Origin of the sequence: Enterococcus sp. 3H8_DIV0648, assembly GCF_002140655.1 — a bacterium.
GTDB classification, from domain to species: domain Bacteria; phylum Bacillota; class Bacilli; order Lactobacillales; family Enterococcaceae; genus Enterococcus_A; species Enterococcus_A hulanensis.
The window spans coordinates 2,084,815-2,099,376 of the sequence record NZ_NGLG01000001.1 but is presented as its reverse complement, the minus strand read 5'-3'; the positions used below and the strand labels follow the sequence as shown (position 1 = coordinate 2,099,376).

Below are 14,562 nucleotides of genomic sequence, written 5' to 3'. Positions count from 1 at the left end.
GGAATACGATTTTTTCTTTATTTAGGTCAGGTAAAAATCGATTAGATTAAGAAAATATCGTTGTTTAGGAGGGAAAAAAATTGAAACGAGTAATTACTTACGGAACATATGATTTGCTTCATTATGGTCATATAAATTTATTGCGTCGTGCAAAAGAATACGGTGACTATTTAATAGTTGCTCTATCAACTGATGAGTTCAATTGGAATGAAAAACAAAAAAAGTGTTATTTTTCTTATGAAAAGAGAAAGCAACTTTTAGAAGCTATTCGGTATGTTGATTTGGTCATACCTGAAAATGGATGGGAGCAAAAAGTTCCAGACATTGAAGAGTATCATGTCGATACATTTGTTATGGGAGATGATTGGGCTGGCAAATTTGATTTTGTTGCTGAAAAAACTAATGCAGAAGTTGTCTATTTATCTCGTACACCTGAAGTTTCTTCAACACAAATTAAGGAAGATTTAAAGGCAATAGAAAAGAATGATTAGGCTTAGATATAAATTCCAAAGCGAATGATATTATGCCTATGAGACTGTGGATCGGAATGGATAAAGCAACAAACGAATCTGCTTAGGAGCCGTTTATCATTTTGCTTTAAGGCATAGACACAGGCGCACGGAGAAGGAACGATCGAGTAAGATGATAGTGATTCCGACATCGAATGGTTAGTTTACCTCGAGACACACATGCAAAGATTGAAACGTTAGTCGATGCGTTTGACGGAATTGAGGTCAACAATACGTTTGAATATACATATGATGGGAAGAATCTTCCAAAAGGGAAACAAGAGTTGAATGGTGAGGATGCTTTGAAGTATTCTCGGATGCGTTATGATGATCCGAATGGGGATTATGGCCGGCAGGAGCGGCAACGGCAAATCATTGCTGGTATTGCCAAGCAGGTATTGAGTACCAAAGGGTTGACGAATTATCGATCGATCTTGAAGACGATGGGCGAGAACGTAAAGACGGATCTGAGTTTTTCGGATATGCGAAGTTTGATGGGAGACTATCGCACAGCATTTGGCAATATCAAATCTGATCAGCTGAAGGGTGAGGGCTTCATGCAGGATGGTGTATCTTATCAACGTATTGATCCGAGTGAGCTGAAGCGCGTCCAAGAGGAATTGAAGGCTCAACTTAAATAATTTTTTCCTGACCAGGAGCGTGGCTTCTGGTCTTTCTTTAAGCTTTTCTTGGGAAGCAGTCTTTTTAATGAACCTTTTGAGATGTTTCGTTATAATTATTTGCTATAAAGACCACGTGTTTGCGCGGTCGTGAAACTAAGGAGGGGATCGAATGAGGAAAATCATTGCGGGAATTGTTTCTTTTATACTGAGCTATGGGATGGTTTATTATTTGGTCCTGCCGACGTTGCAGAATTATCCGCGTTTGGATGCGATGACGCAGCGGTTTGAGTATACGGATGAGGCGTTGTGGGTCTTTATCTTCTTGGGCTTGTGGTTGTTTTATTGGCAGTGGGAGCAGCGGAAGTTTTGGAATGTCTATCTGTATCTGTTTTATAGCTGCTATTTCTTATTGTTGTTCATTATGCTATTCACGAAGGCGCGGGCGTATCATTCGTTTAATTTGAATCCTTTTGAGCTTTATTTGAATAATAGTCAGCAGATCATTGAGTTGATTTTGAATACTGGTTATTTCATTCCGCTGGGAGTTTTGTATGGCTTGCGGGCTGGAAAAGTGGAGGCGGCAGTAATTGCTTTGATCTCGATTATTGGGATCGAGACGATCCAATATGTGTTTTACCTAGGGACTTTCGATATTTGGGATATTTTTACGAATTTTGCTGGGTGTGTTATTGGGTACCTGCTTTGCGGATTGATTAAGAGACGGATGGCGTAGCTATAGTTTAATAGTGTGGATCACAGCAGTTAGGAGAAGACTCCTAGCTGCTTTTTTTGTTGGCTGGAGCTTGATCGATGTCCAGAAAGTTTGGATTATTGATCAATTTTTTTGTTTGTTTTGTTGAACGATTTCAATTGGGCGTTATGATAAGTCTATTTATTTAATCATTGTTGACGCGAGTTTGCCGGCATACGATTTTTTCAACGAGTAAGAATTTTGCTCAGTATGGACGATACTGATATGGGATTCAAATAGAAACATTTATCAGGATCAGCAAGCAAAAATGTTTTTTTAGGAAAATATTTTTATCAGCATTCTTCAATTGTGGATTTAAATATAATTCTATTTTAATCGATTTATTCGGTTTATCACGATAAATATTTGAAATGTTAATAATAAGATAGTAAAATATGATATATAGAAACGTTAATATAATAACTTGATTTATCTTTTGTGATATATTATTAGGTTTATAACTTAGTTGCTGTTGTTTTTCTTTTTTGGTGAAAAAGAGGGAGGATAGGTGAGTTGCATTGAGGAGAAAAAGAAGTGCTATTGAGAAATTAATCGGGTTGCTTACAGTAGCCATGATAATATTAGCCATCCTATTTCCGATATTATTTGCGGGCGAATCGAAGGCTCAAGAGACGCTAACTTCTTCAACCAATCAAAGTTTGAAAACAACGGATACGTTAAATGAAATAAATAGCAAGTCGGGGACACCATTTCAGGAAGAGGCGACTGTCTCAACTGCTGCCTCCATAAAAGAATCAGTTACTGAAGAATCGGAAACAAGTATAAAGAAGGAACAGATTGCACCGAAGATAGCATTGACCAATCGAGTGCAGGTTACGGAATGGGGCATTTATGATGCGGGGAATGAAAAGCTGACGACAAGTAACCCCGCAATCTCTGATAAGGCTTATACGTTGAAGTTCAATTGGCAAATTGCCAATACTGCTGAGAATCCTGTTCAGCCTGGGGACTATTTTACTTTGCTGATCCCGCAAAATGAAGGGACGCTGGATGATCAATCGGATGCGAATGGTCATTGGCATGTGAATAGTTCGGTGAGTGCGACACCGATCATGGCTACGATCGAAGGTGTCAGTGTAAAGATCGGTGAATGGTTTATTGAAGCCAGCCCAGAGCATAATTACACGACACAACAAGTTCGCATCCAGTTTACCAGTGGCGTTAGTCATTTGACGGCCTCGACGATTTCAGGAACGAATTTTAATATTGGCGATCAGGCGTTGAAAAATTACACGGTGAAGGCCGGGATTCAAAAGGTGGCCTTTGGCGGACTGACGCAGCAGATTTATTTCAATGCTAGAGAGGTCTCGCCGGCCAACGCTTACAGCTATAAGAATGCGATGAGCGCGGGAACAAATTCGATTCAGTTCTCGATTCCTGTCAATCTTCCGACTGGAAATGAACTGGGCGGCGATGTTTTTGATGAAAAAGTCAATCCAAAAACCGGTTGGTATTATGATGCTGAGAATCCACAATACGGCTGGGGAGAACATGCGACAGATGTTCAGGGAATCTATGTAGAGGATGAACTGGATGCGGGAGCTACGCTGGGCTCGATCATGATCTCGGCGACGACACGGGTGCCGATCATGTTTCCCTTCACGGAGAAGAATCCTTACGATGGCACAAAATCGGCTGGAGGGCTGACCTCTTCGGCTCCGGCTTACGAAAGCTATGTTTTATTTGATGGGGGAAAAGGTCCGGAATATCGAACAAGCAACGGGACAGGGATGAGACAGAAGCCTACGCAGGCTACCTCCTTTGATAAAATCACTCAAAAAAATGATGAAAGTAAAGAAGCTTTTAAAGCACGAGTAAAGGCGCGGGATTATCAATACGGCATCTATTATGATGCGCTTTCGCAAAAAAGTACGGTGATGGTCTGCTTCGGCGATGTGTCCAGCAGCAATAATGAAGCGAACAAATTGAAAAAGTTAAGCGATCTGACTTCGCAAAAGTATGCGTCATCTGGTCGAAAGGTTAGCGGAACGAGTATTCCGGTTTTGGATTTTGCGGTACAGGCTGCGGATTATTTAATTAAGAATGGCTTTTATACAGCAGCGGATCGAACTTTGATTGAGGATTATTTCACGCTGACGTATGGAGACAGCAATGTCTTAGGCGGACAGGCACCGATCTTCAACATCTCCTTGATGGTTCGCTATCCGCCGGAAACGGCCAGTGAAGAAAAAAAGAATACGGTGAATTTTTATCAGGACAGTAAAAAAGTGGTAAATGAAACCAATCCTCAAAGCCGCAGTGTTAGTACTTGGCTGAACAATCCTTATAGCAGTATTCAGTTACAGTCGAACGAAGCAATTCTTTTCAAATTTGACGAAAAGAAAAACCCGATGTCTGGTGTCAGATTTGGTTTGCAGAAGCTTAATGGCACGACTTGGCAAACGATGGTCGGAAAGGAATACACGACGGATGTCATCACAGTACCGGTGGCGGTAAAAGACAGTGAAGGAAATATTAAAATTGAGCAGCAAAGCTTAGAGGGCGGGATTCTGACAGGGGTGCTGGATAATGGCACCTATCGTTTTATTGAGCTGGAAAGTCCAGCAGGCTACGACAAGACCTTATCGCCGAATTATGATGCTGCGGCAAAGGCCGTCGTTTCGGAAGAATTTACACTCCCACATTTGGGCAATGCTCCGATCCGTCATGTGACCAATGTTTCAGCACCGACCTATACTGTTCTTCATTACGTTCAGAAGCAGGCTGAAAGCTCCAGTGGACAGGCCGACTTTGATTTGAAGTATCAGGAAACGCTCAAGGCGGAGACGGATGCTGCTGTTACCGCGAAGGAACGAACATTTGCCGGGTATCGTTATATCCCAAAGCATGCCTTGGAAGTGAAAACAGGCGTCGTGAAGTCGGACGGCTCATTAGTGTTGAAATTATACTATCTGATCGATACGACGATCTCGCCGTTTTCCATCAACAAAGTAGATGTGAATGGCAATCCGATGCCGTCTTATAACAATAAAGGCGATCCACTTGGTCCAGAGAAAACGGTTACTTTTGATGTATATGTTTACAACGCCAACTGGACCGGTGTTCGTACGACCCACCCAGAAGAGGAAGCTGGAAAAGAGGAAAAGGATCGAACGTGGAAACGCTTGGTTATCGCTGGCGAGCCTGTGACGATCACGACGGATGCGAATGGAAAAATTCGTGATTCGCGGATTGAGCTGACAAATCAAGCAGGGGATTTGCAAACATTTGCACTGGTGGAAAAACAGACCTATCAAGGATACCAGCTTCCAGATGAAGATTCCGTAATTAAAAACATTTATTGGATCGTATATACAACAAATGACAACGGCACGACAGATGCGAAAATATCTGATGTAGTCGGGATCGGATTAAATGGTGCAAAAAATCCAGGCGCCGGAAAAGCTGATGGCGAGCCCTTCATAAAAAATGAGAAAAAGGGCTGGACGATTTACAAGGAAGACATGCTAGGTAAGCCGATGCCATCTTTTGATAGTGAGGGTGCTCTCTTAGAGGAACAAGTGGCCTTTCAGCTATATCGACTGAAGAGCGGCGAAGCGAAAGAACATCCTCCATCAGATGAAAGATATTGGCAAATCATGGAAGGCTATACCTATACGACTGACCAAAACGGCATGTTGATCGGCGAAAAGGATATTCCGTCAAGCGGGACTCATGCATTGGTTGAGACCAGTACCTATTCAGATTTTCATTGTCCATCAGCCAGTCAAGCTTATTGGGTGCTGTGGAGTAGTGGCTACATGGATGCCTATGGAACGAATACGCCAGGCGTTCGCTATGTAGCGAAATATAATTATGCGATTAAAAATGAGCGAGCAACGGCTACGACGATTTATAAAGCTGATGCTGCGACTAAACGTGCCATGACTTCTGATGAAAAGCAGTCGGTCGCTTTCAAATATTATAAATACATTGGCGGCTGGACTGGCGGTGAAGGACCTAAAACCAATCAAGACCTGACAGATACGACTAAGTGGACCCCGTTGATTAATCCTGAATACAATGTGACCGATCCTTCAGAAGAGAAATTCTTATTTGAAACGGATGATCAGGGAAGATTGACGAAGGTTAATGAAGTATTCACAGGGATAAATACCTACGCAATTCAAGAAGTCAAAACCTATGATGGCTATCAACTAGACGATCAGGCTTATTGGATCGCCTATGTAAAACACAAAATAGAAAGTGATAAGACCACGCCGCTTATTATAGGAGACATAGCCTATGTTCAACCAGGAAGTGATCCCAGCTATCCATATCTGCGACCTGGTGCGGTGGATAATCCTTTCAACGAATTTGTCTTAACGAACAAAGCCTATCAATATCCAACCCTGCGCTTTCATAAGGAAAATGAAGTACGTGATCCGCTGGGAAACGTGGAATTCAGCCTATACGCAGGGCGTCCAGATGGAATTTGGGAAACAGATCCCCACGATCCCGCTGCTGAAAATACGTATTGGAACATGCAAGAACTTTATCGAACCGCTAAAAGCAGTCTGAGTGGTTTGGTGGAAATGCAACGATTGGAACCGGGCCGATATCTTTTAATAGAAACCAAAACAGCGGAAGGTTACCAATTGCCTCAAGGTGAGTGGGTAATCACCGTTGAAGAGATTGAAGAAGCAATAAAAATCACTGAGATTCGTGCCCGAGATGGCACCTCACCGCCGGCGTTTCGCATAGATAACGGCAACTACTATTTGCCAAACTATCTCACGAACGCTTTGCCTCGAGCCGGCGGTTATCTGCGATTGTTCTTGGCTGTAATAGGAATTGTATTGTTAGGTTCTGTGGTGCTTGTTTTTCAGAATCGAAAAGGTGGAAAAATAAATCAGGAAAAGGGGAAAGAAGATGAGAAAAAAAGTAAGTAAGTTCATTGCTGTGCTGTTTATTTTGGCAACCACATTGGGAGGAGCAGTTAGTGGCTTTGCGGCTGCACCAGATACTGGAAATTTGCACATTCATAAATACTGGGTAGATAATGACAATCCACATCCAAGTAACGCAAACGATGGAACAGTGCAGAATGGGATTACGAACCCGCCCGTTAGCGGTGTGGGCTTTGATGTCTACAAAATTAGCGACTTAGAGACAATCGATGGTACTCCAGCGGATGCTGTGAAAAAAGAGCAGCATGCTGTGCCACAAGGCGGAGATGGCTGGACGTATAGTAAGAACGCAGCTGGCAAGCTTGAAGTCAGTAATGGAAATACAACCTACGTTTATACTTTAGGTGAAAATAAGAATGATGGAAATGGCGTAACCAGTGCGACCGGAGAGTTAACATTCACGGGTTTATCAAAAGGCTACTATTTTGTTGAGGAAAATCTTACTTATGGCACTCCGAAAGTTGCTGGCAAAGAAGTGGATATTTCTTCAAAAGTGAAGCCTTTTATCGTCGCTGTTCCAATGACGAATCCTAGTGGCAATGATTGGTTAAAAGATGTTCATGTCTATCCGAAAAATGAAGGCTTGAATCCTGAGAAAAAACCTGAAGTCCCATCAGTCAATGTGGGAGATGAAGTGAAATGGTCAGTAACCGCCAATATCCCAACAGACTTCAGCGACTACAAAACGTTTAGAGTTGTCGATGAACTAGATGAAAAACTGAATTTCGTGACTGACAGCGTAGAAGTGTTCGGAACAAAAGCAGATGGAACGTCAATTGTTGAGACCTTGGACGGAACGAATGCTCCGGTGGATTTTAAGGTCACAGCAACTGCTGCGAACCCGCCGACAGCGAAAGAAAAAATCGTTATTGAGCTGACTCCTGAAGGGATTGCCAAACTGGCGAACAATGCCAATGCTGTAAAAATCCGCATTGATTTTAAAACGAAGGTCAACAGCAAAATCAACGACGTCGAAAAAAATGAAGTGACCAATACGGCGGTTATCGAATATGAAAATACAACTACGCCTGATGGTGAAAAAGAGACACCGCCGACCCCTCCAACCAAAGTAAATACTGGGAAAATCACCATCAAGAAGCAGGATCAGGATGGTGCCCCGCTTGGCGGAGCAACCTTCAAGCTGTATTATCTTGAAAGTTTGGACAAATATTATATCTATAAAAATGCAGCAAATGAAATCAAAGCAGTAAAGGACGAAGAGAATCCTCAAATTCCTGCTGGTTATTCACTTTATGAAGTAACTTCTGATGATTCGACTGGATTAGCGACTTTCGCCGGATTGAAAACGCACAAAGATGAAACAACTGCGATGGAGTATTATATTGAAGAAACCAAAGCACCTAGCGGGTACAATTTGCTGCAGGATCCAGTCAAGGTTTCCTTTTCTGACGAAGATACTAACCACGTTGTAACAAAAGAAATCCTCAACAAAAAAGGCTTCACCTTACCAAAAACTGGTGGCATCGGCACGATGATCCTAGTTGTGATCGGGATCGTTCTGATCGGTTTAGCGATTATTCTATCCATGAACAAAAAGAAAAAAGCTGTTTAATGTTTGAGGAAAAGCCGAGTAGCACTCGGCTTTTTCTGTACATAGGAAGGGGAGTAGGCGATGAAGCGGATCGTTTTGATTGTCGTATTAGCAATTTCTGGGCTGGGGATCATTGCTTACCCCTTCATCGGCAATTATCTGAACCAGAAAAACGCCACTCAAGTGATGGAGAATTATCAACAAGAGGTCGACAAATTAACGCCGGAGCAAGTCGCGGAAATTTTCCAACAGGCGCAAATCTATAACGAGAATCTATTGGGTCAGCCTGCTCATGATCCGTTTCTGCCCGGCTCGGGAATCGTGATGCCGGATAATTATTACCAAGTGTTGAACGTCAAGGGAACGATGGGACAGTTGAAAATTCCCAGTATTGACGTGAATCTGCCGATTTATCATGGAACGAAGGATACGATCCTGCGCAAAGCAGTGGGGCATTCGGAGGGTTCCGCGCTACCGATTGGTGGTGAGGGCAGCCATACGGTTTTGACTTCCCACACTGGCCTGACCAATGCCAAGCTGTTTACCGATTTGACTGATTTGAAAAAAGGGGATCATTTTTATATCCATGTCTTAGATCGAAAGCTAGCATATGAAGTCGATAAAATTTCGGTGATTGACCCGGATCACACCGAACCACTGAAGGCCGTAAAGGGTAAAGATTACGCGACACTACTGACCTGCACCCCTTATGGCGTAAATTCTCATCGATTATTAGTTCGTGGAAAACGAATACCCTATCAGCCTCATAAAACGACGAAGAAGAAAAAAATGACACAAGAAAATTATTTGCTGTTAAAGGCAGTATTGATTACTAGCGGTGTGATGCTGGTATTGATCCTCTTGAACCATTTCCGCAATAAACGAAAAGCGGTCCGCTAAACAAAAAAGTTGTTTATATAGCCTCTTCATGTTAACTTACAATTAGTAAGCGAGGTGTATGAAGATGGACTATCTTTATCAAGCAGGAAAACCCAATGGCAAGAAATTTATTTTGCTGCACGGAACTGGCGGCGATGAAACATCGCTAGTAGACTTAGCGAAAATTTTAGATGCGGACAGTACGATTTTATCTTTTCGCGGAAAAATCGAAGAAGACGGAATGAATCGTTTCTTCAAACGCAATGGCTTGAGTCAATTTGACTTCGAAAGCTTGGAAAAGGAAACAGATCATTTATTAGAAGAAATCCAAACGATCAGTGAAGAAAAAGGCATTGCCTTGGAGGATTGGGTCTTAGTTGGTTATTCCAACGGCGCGAATATCGCAGCTCATCTATTATTGGAACGTGAAACGACCTTATCAAAGGGCATCTTTTTCCATCCGATGTCATTAGAAGTTCATACCCAATCATTTAATTTAGCAGATAAAAAAGTTTGGGTATCTTACGGCGGCAAGCAAGATCCAATCGTTAGTGAAGCGTCCTTTGCAGAATTAGTCGCGGCTTTTCGTGATCGAAGCGCAGACGTCACAGTAGTAGAGACTGCCTATGGTCATCAAGTTTCGATGGACGAGGTTCAAAATGCTCGCGAATGGCTGAAAGAGTAGTGACTCGCTTTTCTGTCTGGTTTCACGAACCAGCTTTTTCGCCAACAAGCGAAAATCTTGTTAAATTTGAAGAGCAATAAAGCGGAATGAGTTTCCGAAAACTTTCTAAGATATGGTAAAATGAGTCGAAGGGGTGGCGTGATGACAGACTCATTTGATTACAAAGGCTTGACCTTGACACCAACAGACTTGGCATTCAATGATGAAGAACTGCAAAAATTATTGACCTTTGAAGGAGCGATCACTCATGAGCGCTTAAAGGGCTTCAATTTTCATTATTATTTGATGCCGGAATACGATTTGAATGGTCTATTGGCAAAACTTGGCGATGCCGAGCGCAAAGCAAAACGGATTTATTACATCACGGGGCAGCTGGTCTCCAGTGATTTGAAGGACATGGCAGTGGATGGCTATTACATGCCGACCAACTGGGGCTTTATGCATGTAGATAATCATAAGTAAGAGGAAAGAGAAAATCTTTCCTTTTTTTGTTTTGGAAAGTATAGGGAAACTGGGGTATTTATCGTAAAAGTCGGTCTATTAACGACCCAATTTTTTTTCGTGGTAAAGCAAATAATATGCAAATACAACAAGAAGAATATCCAACCCAATCATTATGCTTGGTATTAAGTTTGGGGAGCTGGCAATTGTGACAATTTGACTGCTAACCAGCCAATCATACAAACCATGAAGGATACTTGGAACAAAAACTGCCAAGCAAAACAATTTATTTCTCCTCGATTTATTATTCTGAATATCCGCTAACTTCGCTTGTCCATAAAACTTTCCGATGATCAATCCATAAGCACCATGAGCTGGCATACCAATTAAGGAACGAATCATAACCGTCATCCAAAAATTGCTAGTATTTTGTTGAGAGACGAGTGTAATAAAAAGAAGAGACTCGATTAAACCAAAACAGAGGCCAACAATCGCAGTAAAGAGCATTCCTTGATACGAACTAGTAAAATAGTTGCCTTTCCAAGTAACTAACTTGGTTCCCAAAAATTTGAATAATTCTTCAACAAATGCCAAGCGAATAATAGTCATCAGTAGTTCACTGATCAACGGATGAGCAGTAAGTAAGGGTATTTTTTCAGCCAGACCTATTCCAGTTTGAACTAAAGTTATAGGAATTATCAAGCTGGTTCCGATAAGTAACAGCCAGACTAGCGCTTTTTTTGGAACAGATTCTCTGTGGGCTTCTTTAAGCAGCACTAATAAAATAGCTATTCCGGGTGTGTTAGTAATCAACATTCCTGATAATGTTTGCAACAATTTTGTTTCCTCCTAATTAACATTGAGTTTCGTTTGTGCTATAAATATAGGCGACATCTGTAGGTTAAACAATAATCAATGAAGTGGGAATGTAGTTTAATCAACTAATGAAGAAAATGGTTGATTATTTAGTAGGAGGAAAAAATGGAGAAACAAACAGATTTACGAGTAATAAAAACTAGACGTGGAATAAAGCAAGCATTTCTTTCTTTAATAAATAAAAAGGAATTATCGAAAATAACGATTATCGAGCTGGCTAAACAAGCAGAAATCAACAAAGGAACTTTTTATTTACACTATGAAGATATCTATGCACTCTATCGAGAGACCTTAGCGGAGACTATTTCAGAAAGGGTCAAAAACTATTCTTATTATGGCAAACTTTTAGTTGAACCAGAAGTCTTTGTCCGTGGTTTTTTTACGATCAGTTATTCAAATGACGAAGCAAATGAGGCACTCTTCTATCCAGAGAATCTGCGTTATGAGGAAAATTATTTAACATTAATGATTGCTGCAATTATTGATGCTATCTATCAAACAAAAACTATTGCGGTAGAAGAGTTTAATACAATGAGGTTAGAGTTTATCGTGGGCGGGATGTTCATGCATTTGATCCAAAAAATAGCGGCACCTGTCAGTGAAGAATTAGTTGTTTCTGAAGAGACAATCACTTATCTTGTAAATCAAATTTATGCATCCTTCCCAGAATTTTTTAGAAGCTAAATTTTGAAAAAAGGATTTCTTATATTTCAAGGAGGCTCTATTTCTCTTAGTTTTTTTTACGTAAGAGGAACTCCAAATTTTTATAGAAGAAAAATTAAAGGAGAAAAGCACAAAAAGAGTGCAACGGGCCGCGCGCTGCACTCTAAAAAGTATTTTAACCGTCAAGTCCGTGTCAATGAGAGAAACATATGCGCTGCGGCCTTTTGACACAGTAGAAATTTAACACCAAAATATGAAGAAAGTATGAATGAAGACTTAAAAAAGCTTCGCGAGTGAGCGAAGCTAAGAATAGTCTATATAAATGAATTAATTTTCAGTTTTTCCTACGAGGTAATCCAGCGTTATAAGATATAGATCGGCAATATCGATCAATTCCAAAATACTAGGCAAGGATTCTCCTGCTTCATACATTTCGTATTGATCTAATGGAAGGTTCAATTTATCGGCTATGTCCTTTTTAGTGTAGTCGTTTTTCGTGCGCAGAAAATTAAGCCTGCAACGCAAGGTATCAAGTAAAATGGCTTCTTCAATACTCAAAGTATCATTCCCTCGATTCTAAAAAATACACCGAATCAGATAAAATAGCTGATTGTTGACAGCGACACTTTCTCAAAAGACAGCCGACCACCGGCTGCCTTTAAACATTGATCAATGCCTAGTTTCCGCTAGACAAGACGATTCTATCAAAAAAGCCATTCTAGTCAACCGCGAACGGTAGCGATGAATTCGTGAACGGGGAAAAGTTGTAAATCAAGCTAAAATGATGATTTAATCTGAAAAGTACCACTTAATTACTTAGCGGAAACCCTTATGAAGAATCCTCTTTGTTTTTACCTTTTCTTCCCCAGATTCGCGAGAGCTTTCGTTTTAGAATGCCGTCGTGTTTATTTGGTGATTGGGAAGGTTCCTGTGAAAGCGGAGGTTCTTCAGGATCTGATTCCATCTTTGATACAGATAGGTCATTAGTTAATTCTGAGTTCGTGATTGGTGCCACTTCTGGTAATTCTAGTGCTTCAAATTTTAGTTTCTCTAAGACAGGCGGACAAGCTAAATCAACGAATTTCTCGTATTTTGGTTTTGAATAATTGGTAACAGGGACTTCAATGGATTTCGGTGCAACTGGTAGTTCAATGGATTCGACTGGATGCTCTGGATCGAATTGGATATATTTAGTGGTTTCGACGTATTTGCAGGTATCGACTTCAGCAAAAGTTTTCACCTCATCTTCTTCTTCAAAAATATCCAAGGTCGTCAATAATTCCAAAGCTTCGCGGATTTCCTCCGCAGATTTATCGACTGTCGGATTTTTGACGGTTAGGTTGTGCTTCTTGCCGTTGCTTTTATAAAAAGTGGAGACTAATTTTTTGGTTTGGATCGTTTTTACAGCGTACATAGTTTTCTTCCTTTCTTTCTTTTTTTAGGAATCGAATCATTCAACTTGCGCCTCTTGAGCGCCAAATAAATTACTGATAGACAAACGATTACGCACAGCGTTGATCGCTTTTTCGGCGTACTGACGGACAGGGAAGACCCGTAAGTTTAAGTATTTCCATTCTTTTGAAGTGAAATAATGTTTGAAATAGAAAAAGAATTTCTTGATGATCTTGGTGACTTTTCGTTGTGAAAAGAGATGCTGCACCAGTTCCTTCAAGATCAAATGAAATTCGCCATCTCCTAGACGTTCGCGGATATTGAGTGCCATCAGGTATTGCACGGTGCTGTCGGCATCACCAGAGATTCTGTAGTACGAGTCGATGCGTTTTTCAAGGGTGTTCTTCTTCAAACTAAATAATTGCTTGGATGTAAATGGTTGTTCGTTCATAGTATTTTCTCCTTTTTTTAGTGGTTTCAGAAGCTTGCGCAAGTCTTCTGGGATAAATCAACCCTAGGATTTATATATAAGTGAGGGCGGCAGATGTTCACCGCACCAAAATAGTTCAACGATTAAAAAAGAATCGTTTCGTTGTTTTCCACGAACATCGCACTTTCTGTGGTGTTGTAAAGGTTATTGCCATCTTTGCTGAATAACTCTGGTTTTAGCATTTGGTTTCCACCACATTTCCTTTTGTTCCGGCCGGTGACTATAAGATAAACGATTTCAAAAAAGAATGCGAATTCCAATTTGGCATTTTTACCCCCAAATTGACCTCTTTTTAACGGTCGAATGCGGGTTTCAGCGATAAAAATAGCCAAATTGGTACCTAAAAATCAAAATTGGAATTTGAGAAACAAGAAATGTTGAGGTATAATCAAAAGTTTCGCCCGAAAAGGCGAAGAAAGTTAGAAAAATAGCTGAACGCTCGATCATTCAAGCATTCAGCCATTTTGTTAAACCTAAAGCCAGTCAATCTGGTCATCCTCGTCTGGATCGTATAACAAGGCTTCATAATGGTGGGGCGAGCAAGTCTGTTGATAAAAACGATTGATTGCACCGATCGAAGTTCGAAACATTCTCAGACGTGAACGTTTGATTGACGGTTTGGCAAAAGGGAAGGAAGGCAGCGAAAGGTATTTTATACTTACCGAAAGAAACTTTCCCTAAAACGATTATCATTCATTGTCTAATGCGCCGCTAGTTTGCTTATACAACAAGAATGAAAATAAAAGCACCCATTTCCACTGATTAAGTCC

General features: G+C 40.9%; 13 protein-coding genes. 9 read left to right on the top strand and 4 right to left on the bottom strand.

The features are described 5' to 3' along the window. Positions 1-80: 80 nt before the first annotated feature. The 8 genes from tagD to A5875_RS09745 all read left to right on the top strand — a co-directional run bounded on the left by tagD (position 81) and on the right by A5875_RS09745 (position 10,392). Positions 81-491, top strand: a complete 411-nt coding sequence (gene tagD, locus A5875_RS09785) for a glycerol-3-phosphate cytidylyltransferase (RefSeq protein WP_088933424.1) — start codon at positions 81-83, stop codon at positions 489-491. Positions 492-664: 173 nt separating this feature from the next. Then, complete coding sequence (locus A5875_RS09780) at positions 665-1,150, top strand: LCP family glycopolymer transferase (protein ID WP_088933423.1); 486 nt, start codon at positions 665-667, stop codon at positions 1,148-1,150. Between the two features lie 151 nt (positions 1,151-1,301). Further along, positions 1,302-1,865 (top strand): VanZ family protein, encoded by a 564-nt coding sequence (locus A5875_RS09775; protein WP_088933422.1) that lies wholly within the window; start codon positions 1,302-1,304, stop codon positions 1,863-1,865. A 536-nt stretch (positions 1,866-2,401) separates the two neighbouring features. After that, positions 2,402-6,796: a prealbumin-like fold domain-containing protein gene (locus A5875_RS09765; RefSeq protein ID WP_141108281.1), complete on the top strand. Its 4,395-nt coding sequence runs from the start codon at positions 2,402-2,404 to the stop codon at positions 6,794-6,796. Continuing rightward, positions 6,777-8,387: a SpaH/EbpB family LPXTG-anchored major pilin gene (locus A5875_RS09760; protein ID WP_088934669.1), complete on the top strand. Its 1,611-nt coding sequence runs from the start codon at positions 6,777-6,779 to the stop codon at positions 8,385-8,387. Before A5875_RS09765 ends, A5875_RS09760 begins: the two co-directional genes overlap by 20 nt. 60 nt (positions 8,388-8,447) lie before the next feature. After that, positions 8,448-9,266 (top strand): class C sortase, encoded by an 819-nt coding sequence (locus A5875_RS09755; RefSeq protein WP_088933419.1) that lies wholly within the window; start codon positions 8,448-8,450, stop codon positions 9,264-9,266. Between the two features lie 64 nt (positions 9,267-9,330). Next, positions 9,331-9,930: an alpha/beta hydrolase gene (locus A5875_RS09750; protein ID WP_088933418.1), complete on the top strand. Its 600-nt coding sequence runs from the start codon at positions 9,331-9,333 to the stop codon at positions 9,928-9,930. A gap of 141 nt (positions 9,931-10,071) precedes the next feature. Continuing rightward, positions 10,072-10,392, top strand: a complete 321-nt coding sequence (locus A5875_RS09745; RefSeq protein WP_242550521.1) for a hypothetical protein — start codon at positions 10,072-10,074, stop codon at positions 10,390-10,392. 78 nt (positions 10,393-10,470) lie between these two features. Here A5875_RS09745 and A5875_RS09740 read toward each other — a convergent pair whose 3' ends face one another. Continuing rightward, on the bottom strand, positions 10,471-11,208 hold the full coding sequence (locus A5875_RS09740) for a PrsW family glutamic-type intramembrane protease (RefSeq protein WP_088933416.1): 738 nt from the start codon (positions 11,206-11,208) through the stop codon (positions 10,471-10,473). A 144-nt stretch (positions 11,209-11,352) separates the two neighbouring features. Here A5875_RS09740 and A5875_RS09735 point away from each other — a divergent pair, with 144 nt between their 5' ends. Further along, positions 11,353-11,931, top strand: coding sequence for a TetR/AcrR family transcriptional regulator (locus A5875_RS09735; RefSeq protein ID WP_088933415.1), 579 nt, complete (start codon positions 11,353-11,355; stop codon positions 11,929-11,931). Positions 11,932-12,237: 306 nt separating this feature from the next. Here A5875_RS09735 and A5875_RS09730 read toward each other — a convergent pair whose 3' ends face one another. From A5875_RS09730 to A5875_RS09720, 3 genes are all read right to left on the bottom strand, one after another. Further along, positions 12,238-12,468, bottom strand: a complete 231-nt coding sequence (locus A5875_RS09730) for a helix-turn-helix domain-containing protein (RefSeq protein WP_088933414.1) — start codon at positions 12,466-12,468, stop codon at positions 12,238-12,240. A gap of 271 nt (positions 12,469-12,739) precedes the next feature. Further along, the gene (locus A5875_RS09725) at positions 12,740-13,324 is read right to left on the bottom strand and encodes a DUF2922 domain-containing protein (RefSeq protein ID WP_088933413.1); all 585 of its coding nucleotides are present in this window, start codon (positions 13,322-13,324) and stop codon (positions 12,740-12,742) included. A 36-nt stretch (positions 13,325-13,360) separates the two neighbouring features. Next, positions 13,361-13,753: a hypothetical protein gene (locus A5875_RS09720; protein ID WP_088933412.1), complete on the bottom strand. Its 393-nt coding sequence runs from the start codon at positions 13,751-13,753 to the stop codon at positions 13,361-13,363. Positions 13,754-14,562 lie beyond the last annotated feature (809 nt).

Bases quoted from the DNA above. Each gene is read 5' to 3' on its own strand.
- A5875_RS09780 (WP_088933423.1), top strand. From the start codon at position 665: ATGGTTAGTTTACCTCGAGACACACATGCAAAGATTGAAACGTTAGTC.
- A5875_RS09775 (WP_088933422.1), top strand. From the start codon at position 1,302: ATGAGGAAAATCATTGCGGGAATTGTTTCTTTTATACTGAGCTATGGG.
- A5875_RS09760 (WP_088934669.1), top strand. From the start codon at position 6,777: ATGAGAAAAAAAGTAAGTAAGTTCATTGCTGTGCTGTTTATTTTGGCA.
- A5875_RS09755 (WP_088933419.1), top strand. From the start codon at position 8,448: ATGAAGCGGATCGTTTTGATTGTCGTATTAGCAATTTCTGGGCTGGGG.
- A5875_RS09750 (WP_088933418.1), top strand. From the start codon at position 9,331: ATGGACTATCTTTATCAAGCAGGAAAACCCAATGGCAAGAAATTTATT.
- A5875_RS09745 (WP_242550521.1), top strand. From the start codon at position 10,072: ATGACAGACTCATTTGATTACAAAGGCTTGACCTTGACACCAACAGAC.
- A5875_RS09735 (WP_088933415.1), top strand. From the start codon at position 11,353: ATGGAGAAACAAACAGATTTACGAGTAATAAAAACTAGACGTGGAATA.
- A5875_RS09725 (WP_088933413.1), bottom strand. From the start codon at position 13,324: ATGTACGCTGTAAAAACGATCCAAACCAAAAAATTAGTCTCCACTTTT.
- A5875_RS09720 (WP_088933412.1), bottom strand. From the start codon at position 13,753: ATGAACGAACAACCATTTACATCCAAGCAATTATTTAGTTTGAAGAAG.